Origin of the sequence: Chryseobacterium sp. SORGH_AS_0447 (assembly GCF_030818695.1) — a bacterium.
In the GTDB taxonomy this organism is placed as follows: Bacteria; Bacteroidota; Bacteroidia; order Flavobacteriales; family Weeksellaceae; genus Chryseobacterium.
The window spans coordinates 828,510-848,348 of sequence record NZ_JAUTAR010000001.1 but is presented as its reverse complement, the minus strand read 5'-3'; the positions used below and the strand labels follow the sequence as shown (position 1 = coordinate 848,348).

At 36.1% G+C, this 19,839-nt stretch carries 20 protein-coding genes; 12 read left to right on the top strand and 8 right to left on the bottom strand.

The features are described from left to right. Positions 1-7 precede the first annotated feature (7 nt). The 6 genes from ruvA to QE422_RS04035 all read right to left on the bottom strand — a co-directional run bounded on the left by ruvA (position 8) and on the right by QE422_RS04035 (position 7,499). Complete coding sequence (gene ruvA / locus QE422_RS04060) at positions 8-592, bottom strand: Holliday junction branch migration protein RuvA (protein WP_307455251.1); 585 nt, start codon at positions 590-592, stop codon at positions 8-10. Between the two features lie 285 nt (positions 593-877). Continuing rightward, complete coding sequence (locus tag QE422_RS04055; protein ID WP_307455249.1) at positions 878-3,172, bottom strand: NADP-dependent malic enzyme; 2,295 nt, start codon at positions 3,170-3,172, stop codon at positions 878-880. A 22-nt stretch (positions 3,173-3,194) separates the two neighbouring features. Continuing rightward, complete coding sequence (locus QE422_RS04050) at positions 3,195-4,046, bottom strand: ATPase (RefSeq protein WP_307455247.1); 852 nt, start codon at positions 4,044-4,046, stop codon at positions 3,195-3,197. Between the two features lie 288 nt (positions 4,047-4,334). Beyond that, positions 4,335-5,069, bottom strand: a complete 735-nt coding sequence (locus tag QE422_RS04045) for a hypothetical protein (protein ID WP_307455245.1) — start codon at positions 5,067-5,069, stop codon at positions 4,335-4,337. Between the two features lie 2 nt (positions 5,070-5,071). Continuing rightward, positions 5,072-5,491: a hypothetical protein gene (locus tag QE422_RS04040; RefSeq protein WP_307455243.1), complete on the bottom strand. Its 420-nt coding sequence runs from the start codon at positions 5,489-5,491 to the stop codon at positions 5,072-5,074. 10 nt (positions 5,492-5,501) lie between these two features. Then, a complete protein-coding gene (locus QE422_RS04035) occupies positions 5,502-7,499 on the bottom strand; it encodes a hypothetical protein (protein ID WP_307455242.1) in 1,998 nt (665 codons plus the stop codon). Positions 7,500-7,602: 103 nt separating this feature from the next. Here QE422_RS04035 and QE422_RS04030 point away from each other — a divergent pair, with 103 nt between their 5' ends. Next, positions 7,603-7,971, top strand: coding sequence for a helix-turn-helix domain-containing protein (locus tag QE422_RS04030; RefSeq protein WP_307455241.1), 369 nt, complete (start codon positions 7,603-7,605; stop codon positions 7,969-7,971). Positions 7,972-8,121: 150 nt separating this feature from the next. On the opposite strand, the gene QE422_RS04025 is transcribed toward QE422_RS04030, so the two are convergent. Further along, positions 8,122-8,385: a hypothetical protein gene (locus QE422_RS04025; RefSeq protein WP_307455239.1), complete on the bottom strand. Its 264-nt coding sequence runs from the start codon at positions 8,383-8,385 to the stop codon at positions 8,122-8,124. Positions 8,386-8,617: 232 nt separating this feature from the next. Here QE422_RS04025 and QE422_RS04020 point away from each other — a divergent pair, with 232 nt between their 5' ends. The 4 genes from QE422_RS04020 to QE422_RS04005 all read left to right on the top strand — a co-directional run bounded on the left by QE422_RS04020 (position 8,618) and on the right by QE422_RS04005 (position 12,343). After that, entirely contained in the window at positions 8,618-9,076 is a 459-nt protein-coding gene (locus QE422_RS04020) for a GtrA family protein (RefSeq protein WP_307455237.1), read from the top strand. Positions 9,077-9,079: 3 nt separating this feature from the next. Next, positions 9,080-9,805, top strand: a complete 726-nt coding sequence (locus tag QE422_RS04015) for a 1-acyl-sn-glycerol-3-phosphate acyltransferase (protein ID WP_307455235.1) — start codon at positions 9,080-9,082, stop codon at positions 9,803-9,805. A gap of 41 nt (positions 9,806-9,846) precedes the next feature. Next, positions 9,847-11,292 carry a sugar MFS transporter gene (locus QE422_RS04010; protein WP_307455233.1) on the top strand — a complete coding sequence of 482 codons (1,446 nt, stop codon included), beginning with the start codon at positions 9,847-9,849 and terminating at the stop codon, positions 11,290-11,292. Positions 11,293-11,380: 88 nt separating this feature from the next. Continuing rightward, positions 11,381-12,343: a DUF3810 domain-containing protein gene (locus tag QE422_RS04005; protein WP_307455231.1), complete on the top strand. Its 963-nt coding sequence runs from the start codon at positions 11,381-11,383 to the stop codon at positions 12,341-12,343. Between the two features lie 423 nt (positions 12,344-12,766). Here QE422_RS04005 and QE422_RS04000 read toward each other — a convergent pair whose 3' ends face one another. Then, positions 12,767-13,132 (bottom strand): helix-turn-helix domain-containing protein, encoded by a 366-nt coding sequence (locus QE422_RS04000; protein WP_307455230.1) that lies wholly within the window; start codon positions 13,130-13,132, stop codon positions 12,767-12,769. Between the two features lie 256 nt (positions 13,133-13,388). Between QE422_RS04000 and QE422_RS03995 the strand changes: the two genes are divergently transcribed. The 7 genes from QE422_RS03995 (at position 13,389) to QE422_RS03965 (ending at position 19,827) form a co-directional block, all read left to right on the top strand. Then, entirely contained in the window at positions 13,389-13,628 is a 240-nt protein-coding gene (locus tag QE422_RS03995) for a hypothetical protein (RefSeq protein ID WP_294199191.1), read from the top strand. An 81-nt stretch (positions 13,629-13,709) separates the two neighbouring features. Next, complete coding sequence (locus QE422_RS03990; RefSeq protein WP_307455229.1) at positions 13,710-14,801, top strand: TlpA disulfide reductase family protein; 1,092 nt, start codon at positions 13,710-13,712, stop codon at positions 14,799-14,801. Positions 14,802-14,934: 133 nt separating this feature from the next. Next, a complete protein-coding gene (locus tag QE422_RS03985) occupies positions 14,935-16,464 on the top strand; it encodes a thioredoxin domain-containing protein (RefSeq protein ID WP_307455227.1) in 1,530 nt (509 codons plus the stop codon). A gap of 77 nt (positions 16,465-16,541) precedes the next feature. After that, positions 16,542-16,739, top strand: a complete 198-nt coding sequence (locus QE422_RS03980; RefSeq protein WP_307455225.1) for a hypothetical protein — start codon at positions 16,542-16,544, stop codon at positions 16,737-16,739. A gap of 16 nt (positions 16,740-16,755) precedes the next feature. Continuing rightward, entirely contained in the window at positions 16,756-16,917 is a 162-nt protein-coding gene (locus QE422_RS03975) for a hypothetical protein (RefSeq protein WP_307455222.1), read from the top strand. 30 nt (positions 16,918-16,947) lie between these two features. After that, positions 16,948-17,130 (top strand): hypothetical protein, encoded by a 183-nt coding sequence (locus QE422_RS03970; RefSeq protein ID WP_307455220.1) that lies wholly within the window; start codon positions 16,948-16,950, stop codon positions 17,128-17,130. A gap of 504 nt (positions 17,131-17,634) precedes the next feature. After that, entirely contained in the window at positions 17,635-19,827 is a 2,193-nt protein-coding gene (locus tag QE422_RS03965) for a peptidase domain-containing ABC transporter (protein WP_307455218.1), read from the top strand. Positions 19,828-19,839: the final 12 nt, after the last annotated feature.

Here is a 19,839-nt window from a genome sequence, read left to right as displayed (position 1 = left end):
CAAATGTTTAAATGTTTTTTAAGATTTGTTTTACCAACGCTTCGACCGAAATGTCAGGATCTTGTTTTATGATTCTATCTGCAAGCTTCTCACTCATCCGTTTCGGAATGCCCAAAACTTCTAATGCAGATAACGATTCTTCCTTCACTTTATTATTCGCAATGGTAGAAATGTTTTCTTCCGGATTGCTGAATTTCTGCACTTTATCTTTAAGATCTACAATGATCCTTTCAGCGGTTTTTGCCCCGATTCCTTTGGCTTTCTGAATCAGCGCACTGTTTTTTGAAAGGATGGCCGAAGCGATCTCATCGAGGCTTAGCGTGGAAAGTAAAATAAGGGCTGATACGGCACCTACTCCATTAACGCTTATCAACAGATTAAACATTTCTTTTTCCGAACGGGTCTTAAATCCGAACAGTAAATGCGCATCTTCCCTGATGATCTGCTGAATAAAAAGTACGGTTTCTTTGTTTACAGTAAGTGTTTGTGAGGTCATTAGGCTGATACCTACATAGTAACCAACGCCTTGCACATTGATCACTGCGTAAGTAGGCGTAAGTTCCTGAACAATGCCTTGTAGTGAAAATATCATTATTAATTTTTATGCACCCAAATATAGCAAATTAAACTAACTAATGTTTTCATTTCATGGGTGAATGATTTTTAACTTAATTTTTATTTAAAATTTTAATGATGAGGCATAAATACAGGAAACTTCGGAATTGACCTGGAAATATGAATGAAATAATTATCAAGGTTGCTACATTCATTTCGAAGAGTTATTAAACACATCAAGCAAGTTCCGAAGGGATTTTAGAGGTTATTCAAAAAAAAGACTCCTGGGCAGGAGTCTTTAATGTTATATAATTAAAATAAATTATTTCTTGTCTTTCTTTTCTCTGCGCTGTGCATCCAGCACTGCAATAGTAGCCAGGTTTACAATTTCATCCACGCTGGAACGCATCTGAAGCACGTGTACCGGCTGCTTTAATCCCATCAGGATCGGTCCGATAACCTGGGCGGTTTTCATTCCCCTAATGATTTTGTAAGAGAGGTTGGCACTTTCAAGATTCGGGAAAATAAAGGTGTTGGCAGGTATTGTTCCCAGTTTTGAGAAAGGATAATCGCTTAAATGGTCTGCATTCATAGCAAAATCCGGCTGAATTTCTCCATCCACGATCATCTTCGGATATTTTTCATGAAGAATGCTTACGGCTTTCGCTACTTTTTTCGATGTTTCGGAAATAGCTGCAAAGTTTTCGAATCCAAGCATCGCGATTCTCGGTTCGATGGCAAAAGATTTTACGGTAAATTCCGCCATTTTAGCAATGTTCACCAGATCTTCAGCAGTAGGATTCTGATTGATGGAGGTATCGGCAAAGAAGATCGGTTTCTTCTCAGATAAGATCATCATCATGGCAGCTACTTTATCTACGCCTTTATCTTTTTCAATAACTTCCAGCACCGGTCTTAATGTAGAAACATAATTTTTTGAGAATCCGACGATCAAACCGTCCGTATCTCCATGCTTTAGCATCAACGGGCCAAAATAATCTCTCTGGCGCACGAATCTTTTAGCCTTATATTCGTTCATCCCTTTTCTCTGACGAAGCTTCCAAAGGGTTTCCCTGTATTTTTTTCTGTTGGCTTTCTGATCGTCATCACTCGGATCGATAATCGGAACATCGATGTTGATTCCGAAACGCTCCATCTGCTCTGTGACATATTTTTTATTTCCCAAAAGGATCGGATAAGCGATTCCTTCTTCATACAGAATCTGGGCTGCTTTCAGAACGTTGTATTCTTCAGCATTTCCCAAGGTAATTCTTTTCGGGTTTGCCTTAGCCCGGTTCTGCATCATTCTCACGAGCTTTTCGTCTCTTCCCATTCTGTCAAGAAGACTGTTTTCATACTCTTCGAAATCAGTAATGGTTTTTCTGGCAATTCCGCTTTCGATGGCTGCTTTGGCTACAGCACTTGAAACTTTGGTAATTAATCGGTTATCAAATGGCTTCGGAATAAAATATTCTCTTCCAAACTGTAAGTTCTGAACGTTATATGCTAAAATGACCGCTTCAGGAACAGGTTCTTTCGCCAGATCTGCAATTGCATGAACGGCAGCCAGCTTCATGGCTTCGTTAATTCCTCTTGCCTGGACATCCAGTGCTCCACGGAAAATGTAAGGGAATCCGAGAACGTTGTTCACCTGGTTCGGATAATCACTTCTTCCGGTTGCCATGATAACATCTTTACGGGTTTCCAGCGCAACATCATAGGCAATTTCCGGATCCGGGTTGGCCAAAGCAAAAACGATAGGGTTTTCATTCATCCCGAGCAGCATTTCAGACGTCATTACGTTTCCTTTGGATAGTCCTACAAAGACATCCGAGCCTTTTACAGCATCTTCAAGGGTATCGATATCCGTTTCAACGATGAAATCAAGTTTTTCCGGGGTAAGGTTTTCTCTTTTATGATTGATCACACCTTTGCTGTCGCACATCAAAACGTTTTCTCTTTTTAATCCCAAAGAAATATAAAGGTTGGTACAGGCAATGGCCGCAGCTCCCGCTCCGTTGACTACCATCCTTACCTCTTCGATTTTTTTATTGGCAATTTTAAGGGAATTGATAAGGGCTGCCGCAGAGATAATCGCCGTTCCGTGCTGGTCGTCGTGCATCAGCGGAATATCCAGCTCTTCCTTTAATCGCTGTTCGATATAAAATGCTTCTGGTGCTTTAATGTCTTCCAGATTGATTCCTCCGAATGTCGGGGCAATTCCTTTTACAATATCGATAAATTTATCAGGATCTTTTTCATTGATTTCAATATCAAACACGTTGATATCGGCAAAAATTTTGAACAAAAGACCTTTCCCTTCCATCACAGGCTTCGAAGCTTCTGCCCCGATATCTCCCAATCCAAGAACTGCCGTCCCGTTGGAAATAACAGCTACCAGATTGCCTTTCCCGGTGTAATCGTACACGGTTTCAGGCTTCTCGTGAATTTCCATACAAGGAACTGCAACCCCCGGAGAATAAGCCAATGACAAATCTCTCTGAGATGAGTGCGGTTTTGAAGGGATCACTTCGATCTTACCTTTAGGCTCGGCTTTATGATAATCTAGCGCGGCCTGATTAAAGTTTTTTTCGTCGCGGTGGGTTTTGTTTGACATATAATGAATTTTGTTATTTAAATTATAGAATATACCGGATATGGTAATCGACCAGGCTCTCGATGGGCTTCTGGACGATCTGTCCTACTTCCAGATGAAGCTCTGACGCAGCAGAACGTAAAATATCTTCGTAATAATAAGCAATGGAACCAATGAAATTAACCTCAGCATCTTTTGATTCCCGATAAGGAAGCACCTGATAATCGAAGAAGTTGAGCATTTCCTCAAAAACCATTTTCTGAAAGTACGGATGATCTTTCCTTTCTACTACAAACTTGTTGAAATCGGCAAGATACGCATTCGGCCGTGTTGTATGATACATGTTTTTCAATGCCTCATCTACCGTCAGCTTATACGTTTTTTCAAATTCTACGGAAAGGTCTTCGGGAAGCTTCTGCATAAAGAATCTGCGTACCAACTGTTTCCCGATAGCACTTCCGCTTCCTTCGTCTCCTACCAGGAAACCTAATGATGGTAACTGAATTTTGATGTTTTCACCGTCGAAATAACATGAATTGGAACCTGTCCCTAAAATACATACAATAGCAGGCTTTCCGCGATAAGCAGCATACGCAGCTGCCGTAAGATCTTCTTTTACAATAACTTCCGCATGGGTAAATACCCGGCCCAGTTCCTCGATAATGGTATCGCAGTTCTGCTGTACTCCACATCCGGAACCGTAGAAATAGATTTTCTTGATGGAATTTTTAACCGTTGTAAGGCTGGTATTGCTTTCGATTTCCGGAACAATAAGTTCTTTGCTGATAAAATTCGGATTGAAACCAATGGTCTCCGTCTTGAGGAAGACTTTTTTAAAATCATCCAGAATCACCCAATCCGATTTCGTAGAACCACTATCAACAATAGCAACCATAATTTCCATTTTAGTTTAAGGATGCTAAATTATGAATTTATCTTGTAAGATGACGGATTATGAACATGACATATGTGTTATTTATCAAGTCTGTTGCCTGTCTTGAACCGATGGAATTCTGGGTTTATTCAGTTATTTATTCATGAGGCGTTTCAGGGATAAGTATTTGTGGTTTTGATTATTACACTTCTTATTTAAATTAAACAGACAATTTTTAAAGTATCATCAAAAAGATCATAATAATCCATAAAAAGAAAGATTCCAGGAATTCCTGGAATCTTTCTTTTTTTATTGACTTAATCGTTTATAAAATTCTTTAATTATTTTTTCTTTCTCTTTTTTATCAGAATTAATAATATTCATAGAAAAACTCGCTCCGATCGGACTATATCCAAGATTCAAGCAAGCAGTATTTATTAAATCCGCAGCTAGAATCGAAGCGTATGGATCAAACAATTTATTTTCCTTCTTGTAGTCTTCTATAAGATTTAAATACTTGGGATTATTGAGCTCATTATTAATTTTATCAACATCACTTTTACTAACAACTTTTTTCAGTTTCATTAATTCCTTCATATAAGACAAGCTATATAATTTCATACCTATACTCTTTTTTGACTGAATTGTATCTGTATTATAATTCGCCAGTTCTTGTTTTGTTAAATGGCCGATGTCATTAATTAACACCGCCTCCTTCTCACTATTTTTCTTAAATACAAAAATTCTGAATCTGTCTTCAGGATATGGGTCCGTTGTTAATGGAATACTGTCAAGATTTTCCAGCTTCATTATAGTAATATCAGATGGATTTTCTTTTACACTCCAAATTTTATAATGCTCTCTATATTTTGTGGTTTCCGGCAACTTTACAGAAAATGCTGTTGATGTATATAAGGTATCATTCGATTTTTTATAGACGTGCATTTCGTCGGGGCCAACAAAATAATAAGGTTCTTTGAATATCTGTGAATCTATGTTGATGTTGATTACTAATAGTAGTATAAACAAAATTTTTTCTTTCATATTTATTTAATATATCTTTTAAAAATATTCCAATTTAAAACACCTAATATTATACTTATTAATATACAGAAGAAGTTTACTGATGTATTATAGAATATTGTTGCAATAAAATAGGTGAATAATAAATATAATATTTGTAACCAAAGACTATTTCCTAATTTTTTAGTTATGAAAAATAAAGCGATGTATAATAATAAATAGGCAGTTGATCCGATAATCAAAATCTCATAAAGAAAAAAATAAAAAAAATAAAACTCTAAGGTTGATCCAGTAAAGTTTGAAGGATTAATTAGAATTAGACTATCATATTGTTTATTAGGAGAATTACTAACTATTCCAAAAAATATCTGCAGAATATTTTTTGCAAAAATAAAGCTAAGTGTTACTAATATTAATTTGTGTAAATTTTCTACAAATTTCATAATAAAAATTTTAGTGACATCCCAGACTTGATAATGGGGTCTGACCTTTTAAGTACTCTTTGACTTTTGCATATGCAGGTCTGTAAGTTTTAGGCTCTAGTTTATTTGCTAAACCTCCATTTTGAATAGAATTAATATAATTCTCTAATTTAGATTGCATACCCTTCCATAATTCATCAGCCTTTGAAAATGCATAGTTTTCAGCTAAATAGTTAATTGCTACGCTTCCTAATGGTTTTGTAAATCTATCAACTCCTCTTGTGTAAATATACATAAAACCATTAGAGTCTTCATAATATCCAAAAAGTCTATTTCCGCTAACAGGATGTAGACCATCCAAAGTAATTGGAGCTTTGATTGTGGTAAATATCCATGCTTGTGTATTGTATCCAGAACAAACAACAGTTCCATTATCGCCAGGTATTTCTATATGGATTAATGCACCTAATGGATTATTTGAAAACCATAAAGCTGTATCATCAATACCATAAGAACTATCAACAATTGGAGTAAAACTCTCAGCGAATTGATTAATATTCCTTCGGAAAAAATCAAAAAACTCAGCATGTGTATATTTTTGATTTGTTCCAGGTTTAAATGGCATACTCGTAATTCTGATTGGAAATAAGTCCATGTTTACTCCTGGCCCAGATGCGAAATCTAAATTTTGTATTGCGAAATCGTCTTGATACCAATGCGTAAGCCCATTGATTTGGAAAAGTCGATTTTTAATAGATACAGGAACAGGATGTGTTGCCAATTCTTGCCATTTAGATAATTCCCCACAAGGAATGTCCAACAATAAATTAGGATTTTGAGTTAAGGCATTGTCTAAAGCTTGTACACGATTGAAAATATTCGGTATGTCATCAGTGTCAGGGTTTTCATTTACGAATGTTATTATAGAACTAATTGTTTGTTCTGCTTGTGACCAGCTTAAATTATTTTGAGATAAATAGCTAATGGCAGCTAATTGTACCTGCAAATTGCCATTCACAAAATCTGCCCAGAATTCTGAATTCAGAAAGTCCGGATTTGTCATAGCCGAATTAATAATCCATAGCCCTACAGATTTTACTTCAGGTGAGATGGTTCTGGGAGCGTCACAATCGAAGGTAAAAACTTCATTATTTCCCAAAAATGACACCATCTCACCACGGAGTGCATTTTGGGCATAGCCATTAATAAAGGCTAACTGATCTGAATTCAGGCCAAATGCATCCCAGTGGGCACCGGTTCTCTCACTGCATATCCCCCATCTAGGATAATTGGGAATGGGAATTGTTGCACCATAATTTCCACCCCCTCCACCCGGAGATGGATTATTATTGCCAGGAGTACCATCTCCTCCGCTTCCACCACCTCCACTCTGTGGGCAATTGTCGAAAACAGTTACATAATCATACGGCATATAGCTGCCGGATTGAGGGCAATATTGTCCATTGGTATGATGACCTTTAAAACCACAGTCAGCACTTGTAGTCTGGAATTCAAAACAACCGGTTGCAGAAGATACGGTGGTATACTTTATTTTGCCGACTACGCTTGAAGTAATAGTATCCAGATTATAAACTTCAATATTTTGCGTATTATATTTACTTGCTCCGATACGTTGATATCTGTATAAAAGAGATTTGAAGTTATGCTCACCTACTTTTTTCTGAAGAACCAAATTCTCAAAATACCCTTTTTGATTACTTCTGTAGACAGGAAAAGTATATGAAACGATATTACCATCTGTTGCTTCTAAAGCATAAGCAGAGTCTATTACAGCTCCATCCATTATATTTTTTCCAGTAGAAAGCTTTTGAGCTAGAAATTTTTCACTTTTACCAAACTTTTCATTTAATCCGTCAATTTTTTGAAATTCTGATGGCAATATTTTTCTCGAAGTAAATTTTCCAAGTAATCCCGGTAGGTTGTCTTTTTCGGAAAGATCCTCCGATCTACAATTAGAAAGAAACAGTATCAGCAGAAACGAAAACAGAAAATTGATTTTTTTCATCATGTTTTTTGATTATTAATTTTCTGCAATACTAAAGTAAATTCCTTGATGTACAACACACTTTTCCGGAAAAATTATTACTTTTACGAAAAATATTTTTACTATTATGGAAAAGATTATTAAGAAGATCGCAGAGATCAGAAGCAAGAAAGGCTTTTCTTACGAGAACATGGCGCATGATCTGGATCTCAGCACTTCCGCTTACCGCAAAATAGAAACGGGTGAAACAAAACTGACGGTAGAAAGGCTGGTGGATATTTCCAAAATCCTGGAAACCCCGCTGAATGAATTATTAGAAACCGATTCTCAAAAAAATTTTAACCAAGAGATCCGTGAAAATGCAACAGGCTACCAGGCAGTCGACAATGAAAATATTTACTACGAATACTCTGAGGTTTCAAAAAAGCTGATTGAGGTTTACGAGCAGCAGATTAAAGATCTCAAAGCGGAGATTGAAGCGTTAAAAAGTAAGTAAGTTTGCGGATGCTTCGACAGGCTCAGCATGACATTGCGAATACCAAATGTTTTTTATTAGCAGGACATTACTGATACTACTATAAAATAAAAAAAGAGAACCAACATTTCAGTAAGTTCTCTTTTTAGTAATCCAGTACAAAATTCATCCTCATTGTTTTAGCTCTGCTTTGTTATCGTTAAACTGAATCAGCCAGTCTTCGATCTCTTCTTCAAGGTAGGAGGTCTGAAGGATCATGGCATTGATAAAATCATCGGGTACCGGTTCGCCGCTGGAGTTTTCGAGGTTCCAGAGTTCGTTGGACATATTTTCATATTCGGAGTAAACCCGTTTGAAGCGGGTATTTTCTCTTTCTAAAGCTTCAATATTCTGCTGCTGAAGCTGGAATTTTCTGTATTTGTTTTGACGTTTCATACAAATATTATTAAATGGGACCGTTAAAAATTTTTGATGATATGACTGGGGTCATATGACAAGATAGGAAAAAACCGTCAACATAAACAGTTGAAAATTAATTTATTATCAGGTTGCGCTTGCATCTTTCCGAAAACTAAATTTAGAAATAATTTCGAATCAAAAAAAATATTTAACATCTTTTTTTAAGTGTTTAACATATAGTTATAAATTTGCATATCATAAAAATCGGATGAGAGATTTAATACTACGTCAGAAACAGGTGCTGTTCTTCATCATTGCCGGAGGGCTGAGCGCCATTGTAGAAATCGGGAGCTTCAAATTCTTCAGTACCTCTCTGCCCCAATTTTTTACGCGGGAAACCAATTTTCACGGGATCCATTATCCGCTGAGCAATATTTTCTCAACCAGCTGCGGGATCATCAGCAATTATTTCCTGAGCATCTGGTTTGTATTTGAGCGGGGAAAGCACTCAAAGAAAAAGGAGTTTGCTTATTTTATGCTGGTATCTTTTATTTCCACCCTGTTAAGCCTCGCCTTTTTCCAGATTTTTTACAGTTATATATTTAAGGATAATATCGATCTGATGATTTACACGCTGAGTCCGGAAATGATCAGTAAGATCGCCGCCATCCTGCTGGTATCGATCCTGAATTATTCAGTAAAGAAAAAAGTAATTTTTAACGGATAAGCAGTGACAAAGATTTTAAATTACCTCTGGAGAGTATGGATGATGATCCTCGCCTTTGTCTTTACGATTCTGTTCGGGATCCCGGTTTATCTTTTATCATTCAGTAAAAAACATTATAAATACGCCTATGTATTTATACGCTGCTGGAGCTACTGCATGTTTTACGGAATGGGTTTACGGTATGAACTAACGAAACTTTCCCAGCAGAAACTTGATAAGAACCAGCAGTATGTTTTTATTTCAAACCATACGTCGATCATGGATATTATGCTGATGTGCATTCTCTGTGAGCACCCGATCTGTTTTGTAGGTAAGAAAGAGCTGGTAAAAATACCGATTTTCGGGACCATCTATAAAAGGATATGTGTCATGGTAGACCGGAAAAGTGCCAGAAGCCGTGCAGATGTTTACAGAAGGTGTGCCGAAAAAATGGAAGAAGGCAACAGCATCGTTATTTTTCCGGAAGGAGGCGTTCCGGACGATACTTCTATTATTCTGGATGAATTTAAGGATGGCGCATTCACCCTTTCTTCGAAGCACAATTCACCGATCGTTATCTTTACGTTTATCGGATTAAAGGAAATGTTCCCGTTTGATAAAGCCAAAGGATATCCAGGAAAAGCCAAGGTCTATTTCAATGGGATTCTTCCCCCTTCCGCATCGCCGAAAGAGCTTAAATTGTCTTCATTTGAGACAATAAAAAAAACATTGCTTCAACACCATAATTAGTAGAAATAATATATATTTGTTTTCAGAAATTTTCAACAAATATGTCAAATTATTCTAAACAAACTAATTGGGGACAATTCGTTCCGCTGGTGACTGTATTTTTCTTCTGGGGATTCATCGCTGCAAGTAACGACATCCTGATCCCTGTTTTCCAAAAAGCCTTTAATTTATCCCAAACCGAAAGTATGCTTGTGCAGATCTGCTTCTATGTAGCGTATACGGTGGGTTCTTTAATTTATATGCTTATTTCTGCAGGATTAAAGCAGGATCTCGTTAATAAAATCGGATACAAAAACGGGCTTATCGTAGGGCTTCTGATTTCTGCCGCAGGAACTTTGCTGTTCTATCCGGCCGCCAACCTGCACTCTTTCCTGTTGATGATTTCAGGACTGTTCATTGTGGGGCTTGGATTTTCGCTCCAGCAGATCGTGGCCAACCCTTTAGCTATTGAGGTAGGACCTTCCGAAACAGGATCTCAGCGATTGACCATGGCGGGAGGAATCAACAACCTGGGAACAACCATCGGTCCACTTATCGTCTCTTTTGCCATCTTCGGATCGGCAGCGGCAGCTACGAATGATGTAAGTGTTGAAAGTGTGAAAGTTCCTTATTTAATTTTAGGAGTAGCATTTGTTTTGGTAGCTATTATGCTGAAATTTTCTTCGCTTCCAGCTGTAACCCCGACAAACACGGAAAATACGGATGATGTTGTAAAAGGAGAACACCGCAAATCGGCTTTGGCCTATCCGCAGCTTGTGATGGGAATGATTGCTATTTTCGTTTATGTAGGAGTAGAAGTTTCTACGGCAAGTAATCTTCCTGCTTACATGGAAAAAAACCTGAATTTCGAAACCAAAGACGTAGCGCCTTACATTTCTTTATACTGGGCTTCTCTGATGATCGGCCGATGGACCGGTGCCGTTGAAGCTTTTGACATCAGTGCAGGATTCAAAAAAGTATTAAGATTCCTGGCGCCTTACCTGGCTTTCGGTGTTTTTTTACTGGTAAATGCCATTGCCAAGCACGATCTTTCCCACTTCTACATTTATGGACTGATTATTATTGCAATGATCATCTGTGATATTTTAAGCAAAGGAAATCCAGCGAGAATGCTTCTGATTTTCTCGGTAGCAGGTATCGCTTCTTTATTAATAGGTATGTTTACCGACGGCATGGTTTCCGTATATGCATTCACAAGTGTCGGTTTATTCTGCTCTACCCTTTGGCCGTGTATTTTCGCCCTCGCGATCAATGGTCTTGGGAAACACACCAACCAAGGCTCCGGTTTATTAATCATGATGATTATGGGAGGCGGTATCGTCAGTCTGATCCAGGGATATGTTGCCGATCTTACCAATATTCACTTCAGCTATATTGTAGGAGTAATTTGTTTTGCTTATCTTGCTTTCTACGCCATAAGAGTAAGCGGAATCCTGAAATCCCAGGGAATTGATCTTGACAAAATCACAAAAGGCAGTGGTCACTAATAAAACAAAAATAATACATAAGAAAAGATGTTGGGCAGGTATATTACTTGCCCAATTTCTTTTGTTCTACCTGTTTTCAAAATCAGCAATGGTAGTTTCTTTTTTTGAAAGCTTTTTTGAAATTCAGAAGGAAGTCCATCAGGCAGTTTTTGCGTGGATCCCGTTTTCCTTCGGAGATGTTTTTTATATCCTGATAGGAGTTTTTCTCCTTTATTATATTGTTATTTCATTTAAAAAGAAACGCAGGCATTTTTCTCTCCTTACCCTTTTAATTGGGGTTAATATTTTCTATTTTCTATATCAGATATTCTGGGGAATGCTGTATTTCCAGACGCCAATCATCAAAAAACTTTCTACTCAGGAAGAACCAACTACTGAAAAAGCAAAAGTTCTGGCTCTAAAATACCTGGAAAAGTGTAAAAAAACCAGAAGTCTGGTGAAGGAAGACCGAAACGGAATTTTTATTATCACAGATCTAAGATCCATACAAAAAGAAATTCTTGCCGGGCAGGCCAGTCTTCCAAAATCCATTTCCGGTAAAAAAGCTCCTGAAGTCAATTCATTTAAACCCAGTCTTTTCAGAAACGTAATGAGCTTTACAGGTATTCTGGGATATTATAATCCGTTTACCGCAGAAGCGCAGTACAATTCGCAGTTGCCCAATACTTATATTCCTTTTACATCGGCTCACGAGAGTTCTCATCAGCTCGGTTTTGCCCGGGAACAGGAAGCCAATTTTGTAGGTTATCTGATCGGCATCAATTCTAAAAACTCGGAACTGCGTTACAGCACAGAATATTTTACTTTAAAAAGCCTGCTGAATTTTATTGTAGAAAAAGATCCGGAATTTGTAAAAACAATGCTGGAAAATTATTCCCCTCAGATGAAGAGAGACAGAGCTTATGAAAAAGCATTTGTATTACAACATCAGGGTTGGCTCGATGATTTTTTCGGATTTACCAATAACCTTTTTTTAAAGAGTAATCAACAGGAAGGATCCGTTACCTATTCCTATTTCATTGATCTTTTATTAAATTACGAAAGGGTATAAAATAAAAGAATCGTATCAGGCGATACGATTCTAAAAACACAAATGATGAAAAAAAATTTATTACCTTGACTTGTTCCCTCATTCAAGGCTTTGTAAAAGTACAATATATTTCAGAATAAAAAAAAAAATTAAACTGTTTTTTAAAACTTTATGAAAACTTTAAGAATTTTCAAACTTTTCATTAAGTTAATAGAACTACTCACTCATTATTGATAGACATAAATACTTGATCAGACGATCATTGGGATTTACAGCAATTGAAAAATACAGTATAAGATCAAACGCCGTTTAGCATAAATGAATTTTTTAGTTATTTTCAGAATATGATTAGACGGCAAGTCAAAAAAAATCCTCTTAAAGTGAAATATCATAATCATAATGTTGCATTCCTACAAAAAGTAAAAGCATCCTGGCTGATGCTTATTATTTATATTTCAATTTTTCTAATTCTGCTTTTAAAGATTCATTTTCATGTTTCAGAATGCTTATGTAATCATGCAAATTTTCAAGTATTGAATTGGGAAGATTAAAATATTGATTATAATTTCCAGAATTTGTACTAGATGTTGGATTGTCATCATACACCATTCCACTATTCTCTTTTTCCTTAATCTCATCAGCAGAAACATTTAAGATGGTGGCCAGTTTCTCCCACTCATCATCATGAATTTTCGATTTCCCGTTTTCTTTACGGCAATAGCTAGAAATGTCTATAGATAATATTCTTGCTATTTCTTTCTGGCTTATCCCTTTTTTCTTTCGGAGATTTCTTAATCTTCCTTGTATCATTTTTTGTGGTTTTCAGCAAATGTATAAAACTGAATGCAAATTTTGCAAGCGAAATGTTTAAGAATCGCAAAAAAATCGCAAATTTTATCCATACAAAGTGAAAAAAAATTTTATAGATTTGAAAATTCAATATTGATAAAGCGCTTTTAAAAACTCAAAGTATATATGTACAGATATATTTTGAACTACTGATCAGTGAAACCCATGCCAGGGATTGTATGGCGAAAGCAAATTATTAATTCAAAAAATAAAGCAAATGAAAAATTTAAAGAAACTTTCAAGACAAGATTTGAAAGATGTATTTGGTGGAAGACGGGCATGTTCTCACTTTATACAATCAACTGATGGACAGTGGATTAGAAGAGACGGAGAATGTGTTACTACGGTAGAATGGCAACAGGTTGGTGATGTTTCCGTACCAGTTAAAAGCAGTTATTGTGATACAGGTTTAGGGCACACTAATGTCACGTCTAATGGTGGTCAATCAAGATGCTAACTTAAATTTTCACCTTTATAATTAAATATATGAAGTTTGCCAAGTTGTGGCAAACTTCATTATAATTAAATATTATGAGTTATGAATTATAAATTACTATTATCACTAATTATTGCTTTCTTTACTCTATCTTGTAGTAATAATAAATATAAAACTGTAATCCAAGGCAATATTCCTAATCTACAGGATGGTACACTATATTTGTACAAAGACAAATATAATAACCGTATAGATAGTGTAGAAACGAAAAAAGGAAAATTTAAAATAATATACATCCGGAAAACTGCTGAGCCACAATATTTAGGAATAGAACATATAGATCATAATGGGATAAAAAGATCCTTTTCCTTTCCCACTAATGCTAACTACAAAGGATCGGGTTGTCAGTCTCAATATTTCTTTTCTGATTCTATTATTTCAATTAATGGTCAGTTAAAGGAATTTAATCCAAAGGATTTGACTCTAGATCCTAAATACAAAATTGTGACAAGCCCAAAAATTTCTGCCGGAATGCAGACGAATGCTTTGTATAATATCGATTGTGATTTATTTGATGATACTAATTCAAAAAATATCATATTAATAGAAAATAAAATTAAACAATATCCCTTTTCTTATCATCTATTATATAATATTGAGGACAACAAAAACAGCTTTTCACCGCAACAGGTCGATGAATTTTTAAAGCTATTCAAAGGGGATATTACGGAAAGTGAATCTTTTAAAAAACTATCTGCCTATAATAAGAAAAGATCTAATGAAAAGAATTCGGCGATGCCTTTGCTTGAAGACACTACCGGCAAAAAATCTGCGGTTCTCGATTTCAGATATAAAAAACATCTGGTTATATTCTGGGCAAGCTGGTGCGGACCTTGTCGACAGGAGATTCCTTTTTTAAAGACAATTTACAACAGTAAGGATTCAGATTTAGAATTTATCTCAATTTCCATCGATACAGATAAAAATGCATGGAAAAAAGCTTTAAAAGAAGAGCAGATGAACTGGAAGCAATTCGTTATCAATGAAAAAGATCCGGATTACGAAAAAGTCCAGATGCGTTTCAGGCTGAACGGGGCGATTCCTTATACGGTTCTTGTTGATAATGATTTTAAGATCATAAAGGCAACAGTCGGCTTATCTACAGCTAAAGACTTACAGAATTTTATAAAATAATAAAATGTAATCTATTACTCGCTAGTCGCATATAGCATACCTGTAAACAATAAAACAATTATAAATCACGTTAATTTGAAAAAAGTATTTGTTTTTTTCAAACATCTGCTTATTTTAGATGAAAAATATTAATATGCTATTGGACAAACTTATTAACCATTTAAAACTCGACAAACAAGAGTTTCTTTTTCAGTTCAACTCACATCCCAACTACCCTTCAGCATTAGCCTTCAGTGATACTCTTAATTTCATGGGCGTAAGAAACGATGCCTATGAATTGGATAAAGAATATTGGGACGAGCTGCCGGAAGAATTTATTGCCATTGTTGACAACTCGTTTTCATTAGTAAAGAAAAATGGCAGCCAATATTCAATATATTCCGACAAAGCAAAAACATTAAATAAAGATGAGCTTTACAAAAAATCCACAGATTTTGTTTTGCTTTTTGAAAAAGATAAAGTGGAAAGTAAATCTGTTACGAGTTACAAACCTTTTATCTATGCTGTTTTTGCAGTAATTTTACTTTATTCTATTACAAGCCAGGCATGGTACGAAGCTATCTTTACCATTCTTTCTCTGGCAGGAGTCTATATTTCCCTGGAAATTTTCAATCAGAAATTTGGAAATACTTCTAACGTTATCGGGAGTATCTGCGGGGATGCCGCCGGAAATCAAAATGTAAATTCCTGTAATAAAATTATCAATCAGGATAAAACCAGAATTCTAGGTTTGAAATTCTCTGATTTTTCATTAATCTATTTTATTGGAATAACCGTTCTGGGATTATTTTTACCTGCTACGTCATTTATCATCAAAGGATTCACCTTCGCTTCTCTTATTGCAATTGGCTATTCGCTATATATTCAGGGATTCATAGAAAAAACATTTTGCCGCGTCTGCCTGCTGATTATCTCTGTATTAATTGTCCAATTGTTTGTAGGACTTCTATTGTTTGAAAATGCTGTATTTGATATACGGACTGCTTTACTAAGCCTTATTTTATGGATTGCTGTATTTTCGGTAGTCTTATATTTAAATAATACCCTTCAAGATAAAGAGACCCTGCAAAAATCTAATGCCAAAAACTTAAGGTTTAAAAGAAACTACGAGCTGTTCAAGAGAGAACTTGTGGAAAATGAAAAAATAAGTTTCAGTGATAATGAAACGTTCTTTGTAGGAAACAGAGACGCCAAGCTTCACCTTTCGATTGTTTCCAATCCCTATTGCGGATTCTGTAAAGATGCACACAAAATCATGGAAAATTTACTGAGTAAATATCCGAATGAGATTTCCGTACAGATGAGGTTTAATTATACCCCTGACAAGCAGAATGAAAAGTTCACCCATCTTATGTCAGATTTCATGTATACTTATAAAAACAAGTCGACGCAGGAATTTTTACATCTGGTTGAATACTGGTTTGAAAACAAAAACGAAAATAAAATAAGACAAAAAGCTGGAGCCGCTTCAAACAATGAAGATCTGACACCCCTTATTGAAATGTCGACAGAGAACAGAAATGCAGGCCTTAATTTTACACCCATCATTTTAATCAACGGTTACCAGTTTCCTGACAAATATGACCGCGAAGATATCTATTACTTCATCGACGAATTAACGGAGGATGAAGAAATTAATTCTCAAATAGTTTTTGATATATAATATTCACTATATTAGGACAAATTTAAAGCGGAATCCGAAAAGCTTGAAAAGAGTAGGAAATCTAAAAATTAATTACAATGAAAAATCTAAAGAAAATCCCCAGAGAGGATCTGAGAATGATTCAGGGTGGCTATGGTCCGCCGGTAAGTGACGGTATGGGCGGATGGTATTGCCCAAATCGTAACGAAGTAATGTGCCTGTCAGGCTGTAATGTCTTATGTATGAGTGGAACGCAGTGCAAGCCATCAGACTGTTGGGATCCTATTTACGGATAACTAAAAACTTATTGATATGAAAAATCTAAAGAAACTTGAAAGAAGCCAGCTAAAAACAGTTATTGGCGGAATTGCTTGCAGGACCGGTGATGATTATTGTCCCGGAACATCCATCTGCTGTAGAAACGGAGGAAGATTTGATGGACTGTGCAGAAGTGCCGATCAATGTCCTTTTTAATATAAAAACAAATTAAAACAAATTAGTACTATGAAAAATTTAAAAAAAATCTCAAGAGAGAATTTGAAAAACGTAAAAGGGGGAATTACTGAAGAATGTGCAAGAGCCCAAGCAACAATGACTTGTTTTTCAAGCCTAAGTGCATGTCAAGCTAATATTGATCCTAATCTTGATGAACTCTGCATACAAGTATGTAACAAATATTGTCGTTAATTAATCCTAAATCTTATTATGAAAAATCTCAAAAAAATCTCAAGAGAAGCTCTTCGAAATGTTAAAGGTGGTTTTACCCAAGAACATACACAACTATGCCATAATAATTTTGATGCGGCTCCATGCTTAATGTCTGCACCGGATCAGAATGGAAACAGATTGGGCTGCAGAGTTGGAGGAGAATGTGTATCCGCATATGGATTTTAATTAAAAAGCACAAAACAAACCTGACAATGAAAAATCTAAAAAAGTTATCAAGAGGAAACTTGAAATCTATTAAGGGAGGAATTTCAGTTGAATGTGTACAGAGACAGGAGTCTGCAACTGCATGTTACACTACACTTGCAGCATGTCAGGCTGATCCAAATTCATCCAATCCTGATGTTACCTTATCCGGCTGTGAAAGAGTTTGCAATAAATATTGCTATTTCTAAGCCACAAGATTTGAATAAAATAGTTGCCGTCAGACCGGCGGCAACTTATTTATAAATAAAAAAATAATCATTGAAATCCTTTCCTTTCTATCGCCAACCGGATTCTAAAGACTGTGGTCCTACATGCCTTCGTATCGTAAGTAAACATTACGGAAAAAGCATTTCTCTACAACAAATTCGTAATCTCTCAGAAACGACCCGTGAGGGCAGCAGCTTACTAGGTTTAAGCGATGCAGCTGAAGACCTGGGCTTCCGTTCTTTAGGAGTTCAGATTAATTTTGAATCTCTCGCTGAAGAAGTACCGCTTCCCTGTATTGTACACTGGAACAAAAATCACTTTGTTGTAGTTTATAAAATTGATAAAAATAACAAAGTCTATGTTTCTGATCCAGGCTATGGCTTAATAACTTACACCAGAGAGGAATTCATTAAATTGTGGATCGGCGAAAATGCAAATGAAAAAACGGAAGAAGGTATTGTATTGATTTTAGAAACCACTCCGGCATTTTTCCAGACGGAATTTGATGACCAAGAAAGTAAAGCCAGTTTTTCATTTCTTTCCAAATATTTATTGAAATACAAGTCGCTTGTCATACAACTGGCCGTAGGCCTTTTGGCAGGAAGTTTACTTTCTTTAATCTTTCCTTTTCTTACCCAAAGTATTGTGGACGTTGGGATTCAGAATCAGGATCTTAACTTCATCTATCTGGTCCTCTTAGCCCAGATCATGTTGTTTATGGGAAGAATGGGTATTGAAATTATCCGAAGCTGGATTTTACTACACCTTTCGGCAAGGATCAATATTTCCATCATTTCAGATTTCTTCATCAAACTGATGAAACTCCCGATCAGTTTCTTTGATACAAGAATGACAGGAGATATCATGCAGCGGATCAATGATCATCACCGAATCGAGCAGCTTTTAACGAGTTCTTCACTGAACACTCTGTTTTCATTAGTCAATCTTATTATATTCAGCATTGTCCTTTTATTCTATGACTACAGGCTGTTTATTGTTTATATCATCGGAGCAGCAGCTTATATCGGATGGATCAGCTTCTTTCTGGGCAGAAGAAAAGAACTGGACTATAAAAGGTTTTCCCAGATTTCTCAGGAGCAGAGCAAAGTCATCGAGCTTATCAACGGGATGCAAGAAATCAAAATGCACAATGCTGAAAAGCAAAAGCGCTGGGATTGGGAATTTTTACAGGTAAAACTTTTTAAAATAAGAATAAAGTCCCTTTCTCTAGAGCAGTGGCAATCAGTCGGCGGGAATTTCATTAATCAAATGAAAGATATCTTGGTGAGTTTTCTCTCCGCAAAATTGGTTCTCGAAGGGAATCTTACACTGGGGATGATGCTTTCCGTGCAATATATCATCGGACAGTTGAACAGTCCTTTATTGCAATTGATTGATTTTATTAAACAGACACAGGATGCCAAAATTTCTTTGGAAAGACTGGGTGAAATTCATGATAAAGAGGATGAAGAAAATAAAGACGAGCAGTATAGCCATGAGCTACCAGGAAAAGATATTGAAATTGAAAATCTGTCTTTCAGATATACCGGCTCGGATGTTCCTGTTTTTGAAAATTTAAGTTTAACCATTCCTTATCAGAAAACCACGGCTATTGTAGGAGCCAGTGGAAGTGGTAAAACGACTTTGCTGAAATTGCTCATGAAGTTTTACGAACCTTCCGAAGGAGAAATACGGCTAGGAAATACAAAGCTTAAAAATATTTCTGCCCGCTTCTGGAGAGATCACTGTGGTGTGGTCATGCAGGAAGGTTATGTTTTTAACGATACCATAGCGAATAATGTTGCTGTCGGTGAAGATTATGTCGATAAAAATAAACTGAGAAGAGCTGTAGAAATTGCGAATATTAAAGATTTTATAGAAGAACTGCCCCTAAGCTACAATACAAAAATCGGAAATGAAGGCCTTGGAGTAAGTGGTGGACAAAAACAAAGGCTCTTTATTGCAAGAGCAGTTTACAAATCTCCCGAGTATATTTTATTTGACGAAGCCACATCGGCATTGGATGCCAATAATGAAAAAGTCATTATGGAAAATCTTGAGCAATTCTTCAAAGGAAAGACAGCAATCGTAATTGCCCACCGCCTTTCAACCGTAAAACATGCCGATAAGATTATTGTTTTAGACAAAGGAAAATTGGTAGAAGAAGGGAGCCATGCCGAATTGGTTGATTTAAGAGGCGAATATTATAGGTTGGTGAAAAATCAGCTTGAACTTGGAAATTAAGTTTATTTCATA